Consider the following 18,969-nt stretch of genomic DNA (forward strand, 5'->3'; position numbering starts at 1 on the left):
GACCCGCCGGCGGGTCACACAACGGGGTTTCACCGCTGGTAGGCGCCGGCGTCCGGGACGGCGGGCAGGCGGGCGATGTCCGGGCCGGACGACCTGCGGCCGAACCACGCCGGGCCGAGCCGGACGCCGTGGCCCAGGGCCGGAGAACCGGGCCGCAGGTGGAGGTCCGTACGGGAGACGAAGCGGGGGTCCGCCTTCACCGACTTGGGCCCCAGCTTGAACCCGTACGTACGCCCCCGGTAAACGCCGCCCGCGTCGTCGGCGCCCTTCCCGTCCTCGTACCCGGCCTGGCCGCCGACCGAGATCACGTTGTTGCGCAGCTTGAGTATCGACGGCGAGCAGCCACCGTGGCAGGACCAGCCGATCGTCACCCGTCCGGGCAGGTAGACCGAGTTGTGCACCGCGATGGTCCCCGTGACCGGGCCGACGACGTGCTCGGGACCCCGGGTGACCAGGAACGATCCATTCTTGCGGGAGGAGGTGACCACGTTGAAGGCGAACACGTTCCCGGCGGCCGTGCTCCCCTTGCGGGCGCCGAGTTCGGTGAACGCCTCGTTGTCGCGGGCGGTGTTGTGCGTGATCAGGTTGCGGTCGCCGTTGTAGATCTCGACCGCCGCCCCGTCGAAGCCGTAGTCGACGCTCGACGCGTAGCTGCCGGTGATGGTGTTGCCCGTCACCGTGTTGTCGTCGCCGTTCAGCAGGACGCCGAACGCCCCGGAGTCGTTGTCGGGGTCCGAGTCGTTCACGCTCATCCGGGCGTTGGCCGTCAGTCTGCTGTCCCTGATGACGTTGCGGGATCCGCTGGGGGTGACCAGGACGCCGGCGATGTTGTGATCGGCCCCCACGCCGACGAGCTCGTTGCCGTCGCCGCTCAGCTCGAACCCCGCCCACTGGCAGCGGGAGGCCCGCACGCCGCTGATGCGCCAGTGGTCGCCGCTGACGACGACGCAGTTGCCGTCCATGCCGGAGATCTTCGCCATGGGGCCGGTCCCGTACGGCTGGAGGACGATGGGTTTGGCCGCCGTGCCGTTGGCGGCGAGGGTGAGCGAGCCGGTCCACCTGCTGCCGCGTTTGACGCTGACCGCGTCGCCGGGTTTGAGGTCGGCCGCGCCGATCTTGTCGAGCGACTTCCACGGTTTGGTGGCGCTGGTGCCCGTCGCCGAGTCGTCGCCCGCGCGCGAATCGACGTAGTAGGTGGTGCCGGCACGGGCCAGAGCCGGTAACGGCAGGGCGGGCACGAGTGAAGCGATGACGGCCACGGGGAGCAACCTCATGCGAACACACCACTATCTAGTTTAAATCTGAACGATGGGCGGGCCCACGCTAGCGGGTCAGCGCGTGAGGCGCCAGACACGTAGCGAAGGGCCATCACCTGGCAACACATCGGTGTCAGAAGCGTTATAAACGCCCACCGCCCGGGTGGGCAGCGGCAGGGCACGACCGGGTGCCCTACGCGCGCACACTAGCAGCGACTCGGCGGCGGTTTCCCGGAGAAAGACCAGGCAGTCGGTATCGGCATGCAACCATCGCAGCCCGCCGTGGCGCAGCGCGGGCTCGGCCCGGCGCAGCCCGAGCAGCTCCCGGTAGGAGGCCAGCGTCTCGAGGTCCTGGTCGGCGGGCCGGTCCCAGGGCATCGGGGTACGCGCGTGCTCGCCGTTCACGCCTGTCAGCCCGTACTCGCTGCCCGCGAACACCATCGGTGTGCCCGGCAGCGTGGCCTGCAGCCCGAGGGCGACGAGGTGGCGGTCGGCCGAGCCGGTCACGGTGCGGATGCGCGGCGAGTCGTGCGAGTCGAGGAGCTGCCACGAGTTCGCCTGTGAGCGCCACGACAGGTGGGCGGCGAACGCGCGGAACGTCGCGTGCGTCTGGAGCCCGTCACGCGCCGGCACGCCGCCGGGCACGCCGAGGAAGTTCGTCAGCTCCAGCTCGGGCGAGCGCAGCCAGGCCCACACGGGCCGGGTGAAGCCGCCGTAGTTCATGGTGCCGTGCCAGCCGTCGCGGTCCAGGTCGGTCGAGGCGTCGTGGCAGTGTTCGGCGATGAGCGCCGCGCCGGGGCCGATCTCACGCCGCAGCAGGGCGGCGATCTCGTGGTTGTGGTCGTGGGGGCCGTGCCGGCCGGTCATGTTCGCGACGTCGACGCGCCAGCCGTCGAGCGGGCCCAGCCATTTCTTCAGTACGGCCGGCATCCGGGCACGCACCTGGTCGCTGCCCCAGTTGAGCTTGGGCAGCGACTTGACCCCGTACCAGGACTCGTAGTCGCCGGTGCCGGGATCGAAGTAGAACATCTCCCGCTCGGGCGCGCCCGCGTCGGACAGCGCGGCGGTGAACCAGGGATGCGTGCGGCCGCAGTGGTTCGTGGTGATGTCGCCGATCAGCCGCATGCCGCGCGCGTGCAGCGCGCCGGCCAGCCGGTGCAGCGCCGCGTCGCCGCCGAGCAGCGGGTCGATCCGGTCGAAGTCGGCGGCGTCGTAGCGGTGGTTGGAGCGGGCCGGGAAGATCGGCGTCAGGTAGACGGTGTCCGCGCCGAGCGCCTGTACGTGGTCCAGCCGCTGGACGATGCCGTCGAGGTCGCCGCCGTAGAACTGCCGGGACGTGCCGGGGCCCGACGGGATGACCGGATCGCGGTCCCAGTCCCGCGGCAGCGCCCAGTCCGGCAGCTCCCGCATCGGCCTGGACCTGGCGAAACGGTCAGGGAAGATCTGGTAGACGATGGCGTCGGCCAGCCACGGGGGCGGCGGCTCGTGGCAGACCAGCCGGAAGTCGGTGGCGTCGGTGACGTCGTGGGTGACGAGCCCGGCCGCGGTCAGCCACGCCTGGCCGCCCGTGGTGTGCAGGAGGAAGCGGTAGGGGGTGACCGGGTTGGCGGCGACGACGTCCGCGCGCCACCAGACGTCGGTCTCGCCGTACCCGCCGATGGCGCCGGGGGTGCCGGCCGACGCGGCGGTGAAGCGGGGTTCGCCGTCGCGGACCGTACGGACGTGCACGCCGGTGATCCCGGCGGACAGGGGCGCCCGCACCCGGACCGTCACCGTCGAGCCGGGTGACGGCGCCTGGGTGGAGACGTACAGAGCCGAGCCGTCGTGATGCGGCTCACCGAGGAAGCGCAATGAGACCTATCCCTTGACGGCTCCGGCGGTGAGCCCGGAGACGATGTACTTCTGCAGCCATAGGAACACACCGACCGTGGGTACGGCGGTGAGCAGCGTGGCCGCGGCGAACATGCCGAAGTTGGCGTTCCGCTGGTCCCCCGCGATCATCCCGTACATGCCGACGGCCAGCGTCTTGCTCTCGGGATCGCGCAGGAAGACGTTGGCCATGATGAACTCGCTCATCGTGCCGATGAAGGCCAGCAGCGCCGTGACCGCGAGGATCGGCGTGACCAGCGGCATGATGACCCGCCAGAAGATCTGCGCGTGCGTGGCCCCGTCGACGGTGGCCGCCTCGTCCAGTTCCTTGGGGACGGTGTCGAGGAAGCCTTTCATCAGCCAGGTGTTCACGCCCAGCGCGCCGCCCAGGTAGAGCAGCATGAGCCCCCACACGGTGTTGAACCCGAACGCCGGGTAGAGCTCGGTCACCCTGGTGAAGATCATGAAGATCGTCACGATGGCCAGGAACTGCGGGAACATCTGGATGAGCAGCAACGCCAGCAGCCCGACCCGGCGCCCGCGGAACCGCATCCGGCTGAAGGCGTAGGCGGCGAACATCGACAGCACCAGGCTGGCGAACGACGACGACAGCGCGATGAACGTCGAGTTGAGGAACCACCTGGCGAACGGATACCTGTCGGAGGTGAACAGGTCCGCGAAGTTCCCCAGACCGGCCCCGGTCGGCAGCAGGTCGGTGGAGGCCAGCGTGCCGAGCGGGTTGATCGCGGCGGAGAACACGAACAGGATCGGGAACACCGCGAACGCGCACACCACCAGCACGAACACGTGCCGCAGCGCGAGTCTCATGCGTAGACCTCCTCCTGTTTGCGGGTCCGGCGGAAGGCCACCGCGGAGATGAGCGCCACGATCGCGAAGATGAACACCGAGATCGAGGCGGCGAAGCCGAACTGCGCGCCATAGGTGCCGAACGCCAGCCGGAAGGTGTAGGTGATCAGCAGGTCGGTGGCCCCCACCTGCGGGCTCTCCGCCGGGAACGGGCCGCCCTCGCTGGTCAGCGCGATCGCGTTGAAGTTGTTGAAGTTGAAGGCGAACGACGAGATCAGCAGCGGGGTGAGCGCCACCAGCAGCAGCGGCAGCGTCACCTTGCGGAAGCCGTGCCACGGCGTCGCCCCGTCGATGGAGGCGGCCTCGGTCAGCTCGCGCGGGATCGCCTGGAGCGCGCCCGTGGTCACCAGGAACATGTACGGGAAGCCCAGCCAGAGGTTGACCAGGATGACCGCCAGCCTGGCGGTGGACGGCTGCCCCATCCAGTCGACGTCCAGCCCGAAGAGCTGGTTGATCAGCCCGAAGTCGCGGTTGAACATGTCCCGCCAGACCAGCAGCATCGCGAAGGCGGGCATGGCGTAGGGCAGGATCAGCGCGATCCGGTAGGCGTGGGTGCCGCGCATGCGCGGATGGTGCAGCGCCAGCGCCACCGCCATGCCGAGCGCGAACGTGGACGCCACGGACGCCAGCGCGAACACCACGTTCCACCCGAAGACGCCGATGAAGTACCCGGAGATCGTGGGGTTCGTCAGCACCCGGGCGAAGTTCGCGAAGCCGACGCTCACCTGCCAGCCCTGCGCGAGGTGCGCGCCTTTGGCGTTGACGAAGTAGCCCTGCCCCTCGTCGGCCGTCCACCGGTCGCCCTCGCCCTGGACGCAGTCGCAGCGCGCGTCGTAGACGAGCGCCGCCCGTCCCTCGACCGCGCGGCTCAGCCCGTTCGCCTTGATCAGCCCGCCGCGGGTCGGTACGGCCAGCGCCGCGATCTGCTGCGCCCTGGCCGCCGCCTGCGGGGCCGTCAGCACGGTGAAGCCGGGCGCCCGCAGCACCTTGCCCGTCACGCCCACCTGGGCGCCGGTCACCGGCGCGAGCCCGGCCGGGTCGCCTGACTGGACCTGCTTGGTCTTCGGGTCCACGAGGAGGAAGACCAGCCGGTCGCCTTTCAGCGCCGTGGTCAGGTTGTACTCGGGCGAGCCGGGCGCCTGCCGCACGGAGCCCGTCTCGATCGAGGTGATGGCCGCCGTCTTGTCGCCGCGGTGGCCGTCGCCGAAGTTCGTGAACGCCGTGCTCACCGTGTACAGGACCGGGAACACCTGGAAGGCGATCAGGAAGAGGGTGCCGGGGATCAGGTATTTGGCCGGGATGAACCGTCGGGTCAGATAGAGATAGGCGATCACCGCCGTGGCGCCGCCGAGGATCACCAGGGCGGGCCACGACCCGGCCGCCACCAGGGGCGGCGCCGCGTACACCAGGAGCGCCGCCGCCACCGCGAGCACCGCGATCCTGCTCACCAGGAAAGCCGTGGTGATCTCGCGGCGGGGCCGCGGGGGAGCATGAGCCCCCGAGGCCGCACGCACGTCCAGGGTCATGGCGTCAGTTCTTGAGCGAGGTGTCGATGGCCTTCTGCGCGGCCGCCGCGGCCTTGGCCGGGTCGCCGCCCTTGACCACCGCCGCCTCGGCGATGCCGAACGGCTCCCAGACCGCCTGCATCTCGGGGATGGCCGGCATCGGCAGGCCGTTCTTGCCGGCGTCCATGAACTTGCCCGCGTCGGGGTCGGTCGCGCCGACCTCGGTCAGCGCCTCGGTCAGCGCCGGGGGCCGCGGATCGGCCGCGTACAGGGCCTTGGCCACGTCCTTGTTGGTCACGTAGTTGGCGACGAACTCCTGCGCGAGGGTCTTGTTCTTGCCCTTGGCGGCCACGAAGAACGACTGGACGCCGACGAACGGCGTGGCGGGCTTGCCGTCCTTGAACGACGGGACGGGCGTGATGTCGTAGCTGATGCCGCCCTTCTTCACCTCGGCCATGGCCCAGGGTCCGGAGATCAGGAACGCGCACTTGCCGCCGGCGAAACTGGCGACGTAGTTCTCGTTGGTGATCGACGTCTTGAGCGCGCCGTCACCCTTCTCCCCCAGCTCCTTCAGCTTGCCGAACGCCTTGACCGAGTCGGGTGAGCCGAGCAGCACCTTCTTCGGGTCCGGGTCGCCGGAGGCGGTGGTGCCGAACAGCGAGCCGCCGCCCGCCGCGAAGAGCGGGTAGACGTGGAACCCGTCGCCCTTCTGCGCCACCGGCAGGCAGAGCACCTCCTTGACCTTGCCCGCCGCCTTGAGCGCCTTGCCCTGCTTGACCATGTCCTCCAGCGTCGCGGGGGCCTCGGGCGCGAGCTTGGTGTTGCGGATCAGCGCGATGTTCTCCACCGCGTACGGCGCGGCCATCACCTGCCCGTCGAACGTGACCGCCTTGATGGCGATCTCCGGGAACGCCGCCTTCTGCGCGTCGGTGAGGTTGACCGGGTCGATGGCGCCGTTCTGCACCAGGTTGCCGATCCAGTCGTGCGCGCCGACCATGATGTCCGGGCCGCTGCCCTGCTGGGAGGCGGTGAGGAAGGTCTGCTGGTTGTCCTTGCTGATCTCCTTCACCTCGACGGCCACGCCGTTCTCGGTGCCGAACTGGTCGGCGAAGGGCTTGAGCGCCTTGACCCGGTTGGGGTCGGCCCAGATCACGAGCTTGCCGCTGCCCTTGTCGGCGGCGGGGGCCGAGGCCGAGGCGGCGGAACCGCTGGGGGCGGCGGAGGGGGTGCCGGGCTGCGAACCACCGCACGCCGTGGCGGCTAACGCCAGGGACGTGAGAGCGGCGACACCCAGAGCTCGCTTGCGCATGGGACCTCCTGAGGTCACGGAGGGAGCATTGACCGCTTTCGCGGCTTATATTTCCGGGACGTTAGCGAGTCTTTGCAAGAATTGGAAGAACTTGCGAAAGAGCGTTACCTGATCCAGATGCTCCGGATACTCCCTTGACCTCGCCACCTGGTCTCCTGGGGGAAGTACGGTGTTATCTGCAACTTTCCGCAACTTACGCTTGACCCCACAGAACAACGCAAGCCATCCTGCACCAGACATCACGGACATTTCCCCCGGAGGACCGCAATGCTCGGCAACGACGATTGGTGGCGGGACGCCGTCGTTTACCAGGTCTACCCACGCAGCTTCGCCGACGCGAACGGCGACGGCATCGGGGACCTGCCGGGGGTGCGCGAGCGCCTCGGCTACCTCGGCGAGCTGGGCGTGGACGCCATCTGGTTGAGCCCCTTCTACACCTCGCCGATGGCCGACGGCGGCTACGACGTGGCCGACTACCGCGACGTGGACCCGATGTTCGGCACGCTGGCCGACCTCGACGGGCTGATCGCGGACGCGCACGAGCTGGGCATCAGGGTGATCGTGGACCTGGTGCCGAACCACTCCTCCGACCGGCACCCGTGGTTCCAGGCGGGGCTGCGCGACCGCTACATCTTCCGGGACCGGCCCAACGACTGGGAGTCCATCTTCGGCGGGCCCGCGTGGACGCAGGTGGCCGACGGGCAGTGGTATCTCCATCTCTTCGCGCCCGAACAGCCCGATCTCAACTGGGAGCACCCGGAGGTGCGGGCCGAGTTCCGCGACATCCTGCGGTTCTGGCTGGACCGCGGGGTGGACGGCTTCCGCGTCGACGTGGCGCACGGCATGGTCAAGGCCGCCGGGCTGCCCGACGTGGGGCCGAAGGAGGGCCGCCAGGCCGAGATGCTCGGCGACGAGCGCGTGCCGTACTTCGACCAGGACGGCGTGCACGAGATCTACCGCGAGTGGCGGCCGATCCTCGACTCCTACCCCGGCGGGCGGATGGCCGTCGCCGAGGCGTGGGTGTCCTCGCCCGAGCGGCTGGCCCGCTACGTCGGCCCCGACGAGCTGCACCAGGCGTTCAACTTCGACTTCCTGCTGGCCGACTTCCACGCCAAGTCCTTCCGCGCGGTCATCGAGAAGGCGCTGGCCGAGGCGGAGCTGGTCGGCGCGCCGACCACCTGGGTGCTGTCCAACCACGACAAGCCCCGGCACGTCACCCGGCACGGCGGCCTGGCCCGGGCCAAGGCGGCCACGCTGCTCATGCTGGCGCTGCCCGGCTCGGCCTACCTCTACAACGGCGAGGAGCTCGGCCTGCCCGAGGTGCTCGACCTGCCGGACGAGCTGCGGCAGGACCCGGCGTTCCTGCGCAGCGGCGAGAGCCGTGACGGCTGCCGGGTGCCGATCCCGTGGACCAGCGCTCCCGGCTACGGCTGGCGGAACCCGTGGCTGCCGATCCCCGACTCGTGGGCGCCGCTGTCGGCCGAGGCGCAGCACGACGACCCCGGCTCCACGCTGAACCTCTACCGGGCCGCGCTGCGCCTGCGCAAGGCCCACCCGGCGCTCGGCGGCGGCACGCTGGCCTGGCTCGACTCCCCCAAGGACGTGCTGGCCATCGAGCGCTCGCCCGGCCTGGTCGTCGTGCTGAACACCGGCGACGAGCCGGTGGAGGTTACCGGCGAGGTGCTGCTGTCGAGCGGCCCGCTCACCGCCGACGGCACCCTCCCGCCCGACACCACGGTGTGGCTCCAGCGCTGACGCCGGGCGCGGCCCGTACAGCCCTCGCGGGCTGTGCGGGCCGTACGGGCCGTGCAAGCTGACCATGGGGGAAATTTTCCCTTTGATCGCTATCTAGCGGTACTTACCGTTAGTAGCCTCGTTTAATGTCACGCCTCTGGGCGAGGTCGCTCCGTGGCCGCGTCACGGTCGTGGCGGCCGCCGTGGCCGCCGCCGTGCTGATCCCGGCGGGGGTCGGCAGTGTCGTCGTGGCCAAGTCCGTGATCGAGGCCCACGTCTGGGAGGAGACCCGGGACGCCGCCGAACGGGTGGCGGTCGAGTCACGCGGGGGCGATCTGCCCCTGGGCGCGGGGATGCCACTGCCCGACCCGTACGTGGACCTGATCCAGGTCGTGGCCCCGAGCGGCGAGGTGATCGGGACGAGCGACGCGGCCCGCAACCTGCCACCGCTGAGCGACGTCTGGCCCACGCCCGACAACCGGGTCATCAGCACCACGAACTGCCTCCCGAGAATGTGCGTCCACCTGACGGCCGTCCGCGTGTCGCCGGATCCGAACTCGAACGTCGTGTACGCCGGGCGCGCCACGCCGGGCGTACTGGACCTGTGGATCCTGGAGACCGTGGTGTTCACCCAGGTCGTCGTGCTCATGGCCCTGGCCACCTGGACGACCTGGCTGGTGATGGGCCGGGCACTGCAACCGGTGGGCGCAATGCGGGCCGAGCTCGACGAGGTCAACGCCAGCGACCTGAGCCGCCGGGTGACCCAGCCGCCGGGGGACGACGAGGTCGCCGCGCTCGCCCGGTCCGTCAACGGCACGCTGACCCGCCTGGAACGTTCCGCCTGCCAGCAGCGCCGCTTCGCCGCCGACGCCTCGCACGAGCTGCGCACCCCCATCGCCGGGCTGCGCGCGCAGTTGGAGAGCGCCCAGCTCTACCCCGAGGACACCGACTTCGTCGCCCTGGTGGACAGCGCGCTGCACGACACCGACCGGCTCGAAGCGATCATCACCGACCTGCTGCTGCTGGCCAGGATCGGCTCGCGCGTGGACGTGGCGAAGGAGCGGGTGAACCTCGCGGCCCTGGTCCGCGACGAGCTGGCGTGCCGCGACGACCCGTTGCCCGTCAAGCTGGCGCTGGACGAGGGCGTCGTGGTGGACGGGGTACGGATGCAGCTGGCCCGGCTGCTGACGAACCTGCTGGACAACGCCCAGCGGCACGCCGAGAACATCGTCAGGGTGGTCGTCACCAGGGACGCGAACATGGCCGTCGTGGCCGTGGAGAACGACGGCGTGGAGATCGCGCCGAGGGACCGCGAGAGCATCTTCGACCGCTTCACCCGCCTCGACGCGGCCCGCAGCCGCGACGCCGGCGGCACCGGTCTGGGGCTGGCCATCGCGCGCGACGTGGCGGAGGCGCATCGCGGCGAGATCCGCGTCGAGGAGTACCGCGGCGGCGCCCGCTTCGTCCTGAGGCTGCCCGCCGTGTGACACGATCCCTCTCCGGTTGCTCACCTTGTGACATGAACCGGTGGATTTACGTGCCCTTTGTCCGGGATCATGGGGACATGACGGAACAAGCGCCGCAAGGTGTGGACCCGCACATCCCCAACGCGGCGCGGATGTACGACTACTTCCTCGGTGGCAAGGACAACTTCAAGGCCGACCGGGAGCTCGCCGAACTGGTCATGAGCGTGTTACCCGAGGTCAGAGAGGGCACGAGGCAGAACCGCAAGTTCATCGGGCGAGTGGTCGAATACCTCTGCGGTCAGGGCGTCACCCAGTTCCTCGACCTGGGTTCCGGCCTCCCGGCCGCGGAGAACGTGCACGAGGTCGCCCACCGGTTCGCGCCGGACGCGCGCGTGGTGTACGTCGACAACGACCCCGTGGTCGCCGCGCACGGCCGCGCCCTGCTGGCCGACCCGGAGAAGGTCACCATGGTGCTGGGTGACGGCCGCGAGCCGGAGAAGATCCTCGGGCATCCCGAGGTGCTGTCCGTGCTGGACTTCGACCAGCCGGTCGCGGTGCTCATGATGTTCTTCCTGCACCTGGTGCCCGACGAGGACGAGCCGCACGCGTTCGTGGCCACCTACCGCGACGCGCTGGCGCCGGGCAGCTACCTGGCCATCTCCCATGTCGGCAACGACGTCGTGCCGGAGCGGGTGGCCAAGATCAGCGAGTTCTATCAGAAGGCCAACGCGCCGTTCTGCCCGCGCCCCGGCACGGAGATCGCCCGGTTCTTCGGTGACTTCGAGCTGATCCCGCCGGGGCTGGCCAGTGGCCTGGGGCCGGAGATCGGCTGGCCGTTCAACGACCCCCAGGAGACACAGTTCCTCGATGAGGAGATGGCGCGGATGGGCTACGCGGGCATCGGCCGCAAGCTCTAGACCGCCGTCATCTCCCGCTGCTCGTCCGCCGCGGGCGGTTCGGCTCGTTCGTCCTCGTCCAGCAATGTCGCCTCGTCGAACGGCACGTTGCCGGCGAGCACCTCGGCCGCCCGCGCCCTGTCGAACTCGCCCGTCCAGGTGGCGACGAGCACGGTGCCGATCGCATTGCCCGCGAAGTTCGTCAGCGCCCGCGCCTCGGACATGAAGCGGTCGATGCCGACGATGAGGCCGACGCCGTCGACCAGCTCGGGCCGGTGCGACTGCAGGCCGCCGGCCAGGGTGGCGATGCCGGAGCCGGTCACGCCCGCCGCGCCCTTCGAGGCGATCATCATGAACCCCAGCAGCGCGAGCTGCTCGCCGAAGCGCAGCGGCGACCCGCTGGCGGAGGCGATGAACAGCGTGGACATGGTCAGGTAGATCGCGGTGCCGTCGAGGTTGAAGGAGTAGCCGGTGGGCACCGTGATGCCCGCCACGGTACGGCTCACGCCGAGGTGCTCCATCTTGGCGATCAGCCTCGGCAGCGCGGCCTCGGACGACGACGTGGACAGGATCAGCAGGAACTCACGGCCCAGATAGCGGAACAGCGGCCAGAGCCCGATCCTGGCCACTCCCCACAGCAGCGGGCCGAGCACCAGGCCGACGAACAGCACACAGGTGGTGTAGAAGGCGATCATGATGATGGCCAGGCTCTTGAGGGCGTCGATGCCGGTGGCGCCGACGACCGCGGCGATGGCGCCGAACGCGCCGACCGGCGCCGCCCACATGATCATGGCGAGGATGCGGAACACCAGCCGCTGGATGTGCTCGATGGCCGTCAGGACCGGCGCGGCCTTGGCCCCTATGGCCTGCAGCCCGAATCCGGTGAGCAGCGCGACCAGCAGCGTCTGCAGCGTCTGGCCCTCGGTGAACGCCGAGACCAGCGTGGTGGGGATGATGCCGAGCACGAAGTCGGTCGAACCGGTGGCGCCCCCCTTGGCCGCCTCGCCCTCGGCTATCTTCTTGGCGGCGTCGGTGAGGTGCAGTCCCGAGCCCGGGTCGATGAGGTTGCCGACCAGCAGCCCGATGATGAGGGCTACCGTGGACATGATGAGGAAGTAACCGATGGTGAGCCCGCCGACCTTGCCGACCTTGGCCGCCTTGGTGACCGAACCGATGCCGAGCACGATCGTGCAGAAGATGATCGGGCTGATCATCATCTTGATCAGGTTGACGAAGCCGGTGCCGAGCGGCTTGAGTGCCTGGCCGACGTCCGGCCAGACGAATCCCACCAGGATCCCGAGCAGGACCGCCCCGATGACGGCCAGGTAGAGATAGCGAGTGCGATCACGCATGGAGGGTCTCCGGTCGCTATGAGTAAAAGTCCTAACCATGCGACTATGCGGTCCGTGGTGATCCAGGTCACTATTGCGTAAGTTTCGTTCATTGAGAGGTCTCCGATGCGCCGCTGGAGCCTGGCAGGGCAGATGCTGCTCCTTCAACTGCTCGTGGTCACCGTCACGCTGGCGGGCGCCACCACGCTCGTCTCCGTGCTGGCCGACCAGCTCGTCACCGCCGAGGCGGCGGGCGCGGCCAGAGCGGCGGCGGCCGCCGTGGCGGCCTCACCCGACGTGCTGGCCGCCCTGGACGAGCCGTCCCCCACCACGCGGCTGCAGCCGTTCGCCGACCGGGTGGAAGCCGAGTCGGGCGTCGACTTCGTCACCATCATGAAGCCCGACGGCACCCGCTACACGCACCCCAACCGGGCGGAGATCGGCAAGCGGTTCCTCGGCCACATCGACCGCGCGCTGCGCGGCGAGACGTTCACGGAGACCTACACCGGCACACTCGGCCCGTCCGTGCGGGCGGTCGCCCCGGTCCACGCGGGCGGCCCGAACGGCCCGATACGGGCGCTGGTCAGCGCGGGCATCAAGGTCGACAGGGTGAGCGCCAGACTGCGCGGCCAGCTCGTCTGGACCGGGCTCATCGCCCTGCTCGGGCTCGCCCTCGGCGCCGTCGGCACGTGGCTGGTGACCGCCCGGCTCCGCAGGCAGACGCACGGGCTCGGCCCGGTCGAGCTGGGCCGCATCCACGAGCATCACGACGCGGTCCTGCACGCCGTACGGGAGGGGCTGCTGCTGGTCGGCAAGGACGGCACGCTGACGCTCTGCAACGACGCCGCGCGACACCTGCTCGATCTGCCCGCCGACGCCGAAGGACGGCACCTGGACGAGCTGGGCCTGTCGGGGGTGCTCGACACGGATCAGGAGCGCGTGCACCTGGTCGGCGACCGGGTGCTGGCCGTCAACGGCGCGGCCAGCAGGCTCGGCACCGTGGTGACCGTGCGGGATCACACCGAGCTGCAGGCGCTGGCCGGGCAGCTGAACGCCGAGCGCGGGTTCGCCGACTCGCTCCGCTCGGCCGCCCACGAGTCGGCCAACAAGCTGCACACGGTCATCACGCTGGTGGAGCTGGGCCGTACCGAGCAGGCGGTGGCGTTCGGCACCGCCGAGCTGCGGGCGGCGCAGGAGCTCACGGACCGGGTGATGGGCGCGGTGCGCGAGCCGATCCTGGCCGCGCTGCTGCTGGGCAAGAGCGCCGAGGCGGCCGAGCGCGGCAGCGAGCTGGTGATCAGCCACGACAGCGACCTGGACGACCTCGGCCTCGACCCCGGAGAGCTGGTCACGATCGTCGGCAACCTCATCGACAACGCGATCGACGCGGCCACCCGCGTCGAGGTGCTGCTGCGGGGCGGCCGTGACGGCTTCCTCATCCGGGTGGCCGACGACGGGCCCGGCCTGATCGCGCCCGACGCGTTCCAGAAGGGCTGGACCACCAAGGGCGACGGGCACGGGCTGGGGCTCGCGCTGGTCGGGCAGGCGGTGCGGCGGCTGGGCGGCACGATCGAGGTGGACGGCTCGGTGTTCACCGTGCGGTTGCCCGTGCCGCGGCCCGTACCGGAGCCGGTCCGATGATCTCGGTGCTGGTGGTCGAGGACGAGGAGATCACCGCCGAGGCCAACCGCATCTACGTGAACCGGGTGCCGGGCTTCGAGGTGGCGGGCGTGGTGCGGTCGGGCGGGGAGGCGCTGCGGTTCCTGCGGCGCACGCCGGTCGATCTCATCCTGCTCGACCTGTACCTGCCCGACATGCACGGGCTGGAGGTCTGCCGGGCCGTACGGGCGGGCGGGCTGCTGTGCGACGTGATCGCCGTCACCTCCGCGCGCGATCTGGCCATGGTGCGCAGGGCGGTCTCGCTGGGCATCTCCCAATACCTGCTCAAGCCGTTCACCTTCGCGACACTTAACGAGAAGCTGACCGGCTATGCCCGGTTCAAGGAGGAGGCCGGTGAGATCGTCGGACAGGGCGACGTGGACCGGGTGCTCGGCACCCTGCGCGGCCGCTCTGACCTGCAGAAAGGGCTGGCCCGCGACACCCTCGACTTGGTCGCCGCCGAGCTGCGCCGCCGGCCTGCGGGGATGTCGGCGCAGGCCGTGGGGACGGCGGCCGGAGTCTCCAGGGTGACCGCCCGCAGATACCTGGAACACCTGGTGGAGCTGGGGGTAGCGGTCCGGATGCCACAGTACGGAGGAGTGGGCCGTCCAGAGTTGCTCTACCGGATCCCCCCGGAAAGTTAATGGAGGGGACGCTGCCAGTTCAATCCGCACCTCTAGCTTCGGGTGGCAACCCGTTAGCACTGAGGAGTCACGTTGCGAGTCCTGGCCGTTGTTCCCGCCCGCGGAGGTTCCGCAGGCGTTCCCTTGAAGAACCTCGCGCCGGTCGGCGGTATTCCCCTGGTCACCCGTGCCGTGCGCGCTTCGCTGCGCAGCGAGCTGATCGACCGGGTCGTGGTCAGCACCGACCACGCGGGGATCGCCGAGGCCGCCAAGGAGGCGGGCGCGCTCGTCGTGGACCGCCCCGAGGAGCTCAGCGGCGCGACCGCCTCCAGCGAGTCGGCGGTGCTGCACGCGCTCGACGCGCTCGGCGAGGACCCCGAGGTGGTCGTCCTCGTACAGTGCACCAGCGCCTTCATCGACTCCGCCGACCTGTCGGCGGCCGTGCGCAAGGTGCTGGACGGCGAGGCCGACACGGTCGTGTCCGGCCTGCCCACGCACGAGTTCCTCTGGACCGCCGCCGGCGGCGGGATCAACCACGACCCCGCGGTCAGGCAGCGCAGGCAGGACCGCGAGCCGCAGTTCCGCGAGAACGGCGCCTTCTACGTCATGCGCACCTCCGGGCTGCGCGAGCACGGCCACCGCTTCTTCGGCACCGTCGCCGTACAGCCGGTGCCCGTGCGCCACGCGATCGAGATCGACGAGCCCGAGGACCTGGAGCTGGCCCGCGCGCTGGCCCCGTTCGTGGACGTGCCCGAGCCGATCGACGTCGACGCGGTGATCACCGACTTCGACGGCGTCCACACCGACGACCGCGCCTACGTCGACTCCGACGGCCGCGAGATGGTGCTGGTCAGCCGCTCCGACGGGATGGGCATCGCGCTGCTGCGCCGCTCCGGGGTGAAGGTGCTGGTCATGTCGACCGAGCACAACCCGGTCGTGGCGGCCCGCGCCCGCAAGCTGGGCGTCCCCGTGCTGCAGGGGATCGCCGAGAAGCGGATCGTCCTGCGTGACTGGCTGACGATCGAGGGCCTGGACCCGGCCCGCGTCGCCTACGTGGGCAACGACGTCAACGACCTGGGCCCGATGGCCGAGGTGGGCTGGCCGATCGCGGTGCCCGACGCGCACCCGCGAGTACGCGCGGCCGCCAGGGTCGTCCTGTCCAAGGTGGGCGGCGACGGAGCGGTGCGCGAGCTGTGCGACCGGGTCGTGGCGGCCCGGCCCGAGGCACCCGCCGCGCCCGAGGCCAAACCGCGTCTTAGGTTCCGCCCGGTGGCGGTCGGCGAGGTGCTGGTCGGCGACGGCGAGCCCGTCTACGTCATCGGCGAGATCGGCATCAACCACAACGGCGACCTCGACCTCGCGCGCCGGCTCATCGACGTGGCGGCCGACGCGGGCTGCCAGGCGGTGAAGTTCCAGAAGCGCACCCCGGCGATCTGCGTGCCCGAGGCGCAGAAGGGGCAGATCAGGCAGACGCCCTGGGGCGAGATGACCTACCTGGAGTACAAGGAGCGGACCGAGTTCGGCCACGACGAGTACCGCCAGATCGCCAAGTACTGCGACGAGCGCGGCCTGCACTGGTTCGCCTCGCCGTGGGACGTGCCCTCCATCGACTTCCTGGAGGAGATGGACGTCGTGGCGCACAAGGTGGCCTCGGCCAGCGTCGCCGACCACGAACTGCTCCGCGCCCTCGCGGCGACCGGCAAGCCGCTGATGCTGTCGACCGGCATGTCCACGCTCTCCGAGATCGACCAGGCCGTCGAGATCCTCGGCACCGAAAAGCTGATCATGATGCACGCCACCTCCACGTACCCCCTCCCGCCGGAGGAGGCGAACCTGCGCACGATCACCACCCTCAAGGAGCGCTACGGCGTGCCGGTCGGCTACTCCGGCCACGAGCGCGGCCTGCAGATCTCGCTGGCCGCGGTGACGCTCGGCGCGGTCTGCGTGGAGCGGCACATCACGCTCGACCGCACCATGTGGGGCTCCGACCACGCCGCCTCGCTGGAGCCCGCCGGTCTCGAGCACCTGGTACGCGACATCCGGATCATCGAGCAGGCGATGGGCGACGGCGTCAAGCGCGTCTTCCCCGGCGAGGAGGCGCCCAAGGCCCGCCTGCGCCGCGTCACCGTCTGACGAGCGCCATCTTGATCACTCTGTCCGTCATCGTGCCCGTGCGTGACGGCGAGCGTTTCATCGCCGACGCGCTCTCCTCGCTCTGCCGCAACGCCCGGCCCGACTTCGAGTTCATCGTGGTGAACGACGGGTCGGTGGACGCCACCGGCGACATCGCCGAGGACTTCCGCGCCGACCTGCCCGGTCTGGCCGTCCTGCGCAATCCCGCGCCGGTCGGCCTCGCGGACGCCCGCAACACCGGGCTGGCGGCCGCCTCGGGCCGGTACGTCACGTTCATGGACGGGGACGACTGGCTCGCCCCCGGCTACCTGCCCCAGCTCGTCGAGGCCATCGACGGGCTCGGCTGCGACTTCGTGCGCGCCGACCACGTGCAGGTCGAGGGCCGCAAGCGGGTCGTGCACCGCGCCCCGCTGGCGCGGCGGGACGCGGTGCTCGACCCTCGGGACGCGATCCTGCCCGCGAACGTGCGGACCATGGTCGACTACCCCTACGCGTGGGCCGGCGTCTACCGGCGCTCGCTGCACGACCTGCTGCACTTCCCGGGCTCACTGCACACCGCGGAGGACCGCCCGTGGATCTGGCGGCTGCACCGGGAGGCGGCCACGTTCGCGGTGGTGTCGCTGGCCGGGTTGTTCTACCGGCGGATGGTGTCGGGGTCGCTCACACAGGTGGGCGACGAGCGGCAGCTGCACTTCTTCGACGCCTTCGAGCTGGTGTTCAAGGACCTCGAGGAGGAGTTCCTGCCGAAGGCCGTACGCAACTTCTGCGCGCTGTTCGCGCACCACCTGGAGATCGCCGACCGCTTCACCCCGCAGTTGCGCGCCCGCTTCGAAGAGCGCGGCGCGGAAATGGTACGAGCGCTGCCCACCGGCATGGTGGTGGACGCGGTGGCGCGCATGTCCGTGGAGCGCGAGGCCGCGCTGCGGGCGCTGCTGCCCGACCTCCCCCCAAGCCCCCACGTCCGGCTCCGCCGGGAACGCGAGGACTCATGACCACGGTCTTCTACGCCTCGACGCTGTTCGGGGCGATGTCGCTGGCGGCCGGGATCGACGACGGCCGGTTCGCCGAGGGACGCAGGGTCCTCATCGTGTCGAACAACGCGGCGGTCCCCGAGGTGACCGTCCCCCTGGACCGGACGCCGGGCTTCGCGGTGCTGCGCTCCCGCTTCGACGTGATCCACTCGTGGAACGAGCTGATCGCGCCGCTGCACCCGTCGGAGTGGAAGGCCCGCGTCATCGAGGTGCCGATGATGGAGCGGCTGATCCGCTCCCAGCTGGAGCTCGACGACGTGGACGAGCTGGTGCTGGAGTCGATCGCGGTGCCGCCCGCGCGGACGATCGCGGGGCTGGTGCGCGACTGCCCGATCACCGTCTACTCCGACGGCCTGATGAGCTACGGCCCGACGCGCGACCCGCTGCCCGCCGAGATCTTCCGCCGCATCACCCGCCTGCTGCACCTGGACCTCGTGCCGGGGCTGGAGCCGCTCTTACTCAGCGAGTACGGCGTGCCGGCGTCGCTCCTGCCGGACGAGGCGTTCCTGTCGGTGGTCCGGCAGGTGGCCACGACCGCGCCCGACATGCTGGCCGGGCAGGCGATGATCCTCGGGCAGTACCTGTCGGCGCTGGAGATCGTCACGCCGGAGGAGGAGGCGGCGCTGCACGAGTCGATGCTGCGCGGCCTGGTCGCCCGCGGCTACTCGAGCGTGGTGTTCAAGCCGCACCCGGCGGCCGGCCGCAGGCACGCCCAGTTGCTCAGGGCCGCCGCCGAGCCGCTGAACGTGCAGCTGATGGTGGCCGATGAGAGCGTCCCCGCCGAGGTGTGCTTCGCGGCGCTCCGGCCCGAGCTGGTCGTGGGCTGCTTCTCGACCGGCCTGGTCACGGCCGGGCGGTTCTTCGGGCTGCCGGTGGCCTCGTACGGCACCGAGCTGGTGCTGGAGCGGCTGGCCCCGTACGAGAACAGCAACCGGGTGCCCGCCACGATCGTCGACGCGCTGCTGCCCCGCATGACGGTGGACGGCACGATCGAGCCGGCGCCGCGCGGCTACCTGCGGGAGCTGGTGCGGGCGGTGGGCTACTGCATGCAGGCGGAGACGTATCCGGACCTGCGGCCGGTGGACTTCGACTTCGACCCGCGCTACTTCAAGCGCAAGCGGCTGGAGACCCTCGACCTGACGGCCAAGCCCACCGCGCTGACGCGGCTGCGCCGGAAGATCAAATCGGCCATCTGAGGGCGCCACCCAGCAGGGGCGGGCAGCGCCCCGCCCTGCTGTGCCACCCCTCTCGGCACCCGCCCTTCTCGGGGGGCACTCCCTCTCGGGGGGC

Annotated in this window: 14 protein-coding genes; 8 read left to right on the forward strand and 6 right to left on the reverse strand. The window is 70.5% G+C overall.

All coding sequences use genetic code 11. The annotated features are described in order from the left end of the window. Positions 1 to 29: 29 nt before the first annotated feature. From AB0F17_RS60570 to AB0F17_RS60590, 5 genes are read right to left on the reverse strand one after another with little or no spacing between them, the layout of a single operon-like run. Positions 30 to 1,274: a right-handed parallel beta-helix repeat-containing protein gene (locus AB0F17_RS60570; RefSeq protein WP_358044766.1), complete on the reverse strand. Its 1,245-nt coding sequence runs from the start codon at positions 1,272 to 1,274 to the stop codon at positions 30 to 32. Positions 1,275 to 1,331: 57 nt separating this feature from the next. Then, positions 1,332 to 3,107: a glycoside hydrolase family 13 protein gene (locus AB0F17_RS60575; protein WP_358044769.1), complete on the reverse strand. Its 1,776-nt coding sequence runs from the start codon at positions 3,105 to 3,107 to the stop codon at positions 1,332 to 1,334. A gap of 6 nt (positions 3,108 to 3,113) precedes the next feature. Then, positions 3,114 to 3,953 carry a sugar ABC transporter permease gene (locus AB0F17_RS60580; protein ID WP_358044772.1) on the reverse strand — a complete coding sequence of 280 codons (840 nt, stop codon included), beginning with the start codon at positions 3,951 to 3,953 and terminating at the stop codon, positions 3,114 to 3,116. Further along, entirely contained in the window at positions 3,950 to 5,518 is a 1,569-nt protein-coding gene (locus AB0F17_RS60585; protein WP_358044775.1) for an ABC transporter permease subunit, read from the reverse strand. Before AB0F17_RS60585 ends, AB0F17_RS60580 begins: the two co-directional genes overlap by 4 nt. Before the next feature lie 4 nt (positions 5,519 to 5,522). Beyond that, positions 5,523 to 6,806 carry a maltose ABC transporter substrate-binding protein gene (locus AB0F17_RS60590; RefSeq protein WP_358044778.1) on the reverse strand — a complete coding sequence of 428 codons (1,284 nt, stop codon included), beginning with the start codon at positions 6,804 to 6,806 and terminating at the stop codon, positions 5,523 to 5,525. Positions 6,807 to 7,073: 267 nt separating this feature from the next. Between AB0F17_RS60590 and AB0F17_RS60595 the strand changes: the two genes are divergently transcribed. From AB0F17_RS60595 to AB0F17_RS60605, 3 genes are all read left to right on the forward strand, one after another. Continuing rightward, positions 7,074 to 8,561, forward strand: coding sequence for a glycoside hydrolase family 13 protein (locus tag AB0F17_RS60595; RefSeq protein WP_358044781.1), 1,488 nt, complete (start codon positions 7,074 to 7,076; stop codon positions 8,559 to 8,561). A 125-nt stretch (positions 8,562 to 8,686) separates the two neighbouring features. Continuing rightward, entirely contained in the window at positions 8,687 to 10,027 is a 1,341-nt protein-coding gene (locus AB0F17_RS60600) for a HAMP domain-containing sensor histidine kinase (protein ID WP_358044784.1), read from the forward strand. 77 nt (positions 10,028 to 10,104) lie between these two features. Further along, complete coding sequence (locus AB0F17_RS60605) at positions 10,105 to 10,923, forward strand: SAM-dependent methyltransferase (protein WP_358044786.1); 819 nt, start codon at positions 10,105 to 10,107, stop codon at positions 10,921 to 10,923. Here AB0F17_RS60605 and AB0F17_RS60610 read toward each other — a convergent pair. Then, on the reverse strand, positions 10,920 to 12,254 hold the full coding sequence (locus tag AB0F17_RS60610) for a cation:dicarboxylase symporter family transporter (RefSeq protein ID WP_358044789.1): 1,335 nt from the start codon (positions 12,252 to 12,254) through the stop codon (positions 10,920 to 10,922). The genes AB0F17_RS60605 and AB0F17_RS60610 overlap by 4 nt on opposite strands. A 105-nt stretch (positions 12,255 to 12,359) precedes the next feature. On the opposite strand from AB0F17_RS60610, the gene AB0F17_RS60615 reads away from it, so the two are divergent. The 5 genes from AB0F17_RS60615 (at position 12,360) to AB0F17_RS60635 (ending at position 18,875) form a co-directional block, all read left to right on the forward strand. Further along, positions 12,360 to 13,874 (forward strand): ATP-binding protein, encoded by a 1,515-nt coding sequence (locus AB0F17_RS60615; protein WP_358044791.1) that lies wholly within the window; start codon positions 12,360 to 12,362, stop codon positions 13,872 to 13,874. Continuing rightward, the gene (locus AB0F17_RS60620; protein ID WP_358044793.1) at positions 13,871 to 14,536 is read left to right on the forward strand and encodes a response regulator; all 666 of its coding nucleotides are present in this window, start codon (positions 13,871 to 13,873) and stop codon (positions 14,534 to 14,536) included. Before AB0F17_RS60615 ends, AB0F17_RS60620 begins: the two co-directional genes overlap by 4 nt. Before the next feature lie 72 nt (positions 14,537 to 14,608). Next, positions 14,609 to 16,648, forward strand: coding sequence for an N-acetylneuraminate synthase family protein (locus AB0F17_RS60625; protein ID WP_358044796.1), 2,040 nt, complete (start codon positions 14,609 to 14,611; stop codon positions 16,646 to 16,648). A gap of 11 nt (positions 16,649 to 16,659) precedes the next feature. Next, positions 16,660 to 17,640, forward strand: coding sequence for a glycosyltransferase family 2 protein (locus tag AB0F17_RS60630; protein WP_358044799.1), 981 nt, complete (start codon positions 16,660 to 16,662; stop codon positions 17,638 to 17,640). Beyond that, positions 17,637 to 18,875, forward strand: coding sequence for a polysialyltransferase family glycosyltransferase (locus AB0F17_RS60635; RefSeq protein WP_358044802.1), 1,239 nt, complete (start codon positions 17,637 to 17,639; stop codon positions 18,873 to 18,875). Before AB0F17_RS60630 ends, AB0F17_RS60635 begins: the two co-directional genes overlap by 4 nt. Positions 18,876 to 18,969: the final 94 nt, after the last annotated feature.

The organism is Nonomuraea sp. NPDC026600 (genome assembly GCF_040638335.1).
Lineage (GTDB): Bacteria > Actinomycetota > Actinomycetes > Streptosporangiales > Streptosporangiaceae > Nonomuraea.